The sequence below is a fragment of the Photobacterium profundum genome (assembly GCF_003026285.1).
In the GTDB taxonomy this organism is placed as follows: domain Bacteria; phylum Pseudomonadota; class Gammaproteobacteria; order Enterobacterales; family Vibrionaceae; genus Photobacterium; species Photobacterium profundum.
In genome coordinates, this window is sequence record NZ_PYOD01000043.1 from 1 (window position 1) to 747 (window position 747).

Annotated in this window: 3 tRNA genes; all 3 read left to right on the forward strand. The window is 43.9% G+C overall.

The annotated features are described in order from the left end of the window. The first annotated feature begins 77 nt into the window (after nucleotides 1-77). The 3 genes from C9J48_RS27615 (at nucleotide 78) to C9J48_RS27625 (ending at nucleotide 365) form a co-directional block, all read left to right on the forward strand. A tRNA-Glu gene (locus C9J48_RS27615) sits at nucleotides 78-153 on the forward strand. Between the two features lie 29 nt (nucleotides 154-182). Beyond that, nucleotides 183-258 (forward strand) — tRNA-Lys (locus tag C9J48_RS27620). 31 nt (nucleotides 259-289) lie between these two features. Further along, nucleotides 290-365, forward strand: a tRNA-Val gene (locus C9J48_RS27625). Nucleotides 366-747: the final 382 nt, after the last annotated feature.

Below are 747 nucleotides of genomic sequence, written 5' to 3' on the forward strand. Positions count from 1 at the left end.
GTTTGATGCAGTGTCCACACAGATTGCTTGGTTGAAATGTAAAAGAACACGATGTTCCCAAAACATCGAAAAACTAAGTCCCGTTCGTCTAGAGGCCTAGGACACCGCCCTTTCACGGCGGTAACAGGGGTTCGACTCCCCTACGGGACGCCACTTTCTTTTTTGCTAAAGAAAGTAACAAAGGGTCGTTAGCTCAGTTGGTAGAGCAGTTGACTTTTAATCAATTGGTCGTAGGTTCGAATCCTACACGACCCACCATTCTTTCTCACGAAGGAATTAAAACTATCGTGGGCGATTAGCTCAGTTGGGAGAGCACCTCCCTTACAAGGAGGGGGTCACTGGTTCGAGCCCGGTATCGCCCACCACTTTCTAAACACTTTTACGACATACTGATTCAGTAGCTTAGGTTATTGCGTCCAATTTTTGTCGGTGAAAGTCGTTAGAAAGTGATGATGTCTCAATGAGGCACAACACATGTTCTTTAACAATCTGGAAAGCTGACTAGTAAATTGAATCTTAGGATTCAATTACAAATGTTTTATCGAAAGATAAAACGAGTTCTCAAAACAAACACACATTCAAGTGTCTTGTGTAAGAGTCCGGCGAAAACAAATCCTCTCTTTTAGAGAGAAACCTTGGTTGTTGCCATACGAAACCTCTTGGGGTTGTATGGTTAAGTGACTAAGCGTACACGGTGGATGCCTTGGCAGTCAGAGGCGATGAAGGACGTATTAACTTGCGATAAGC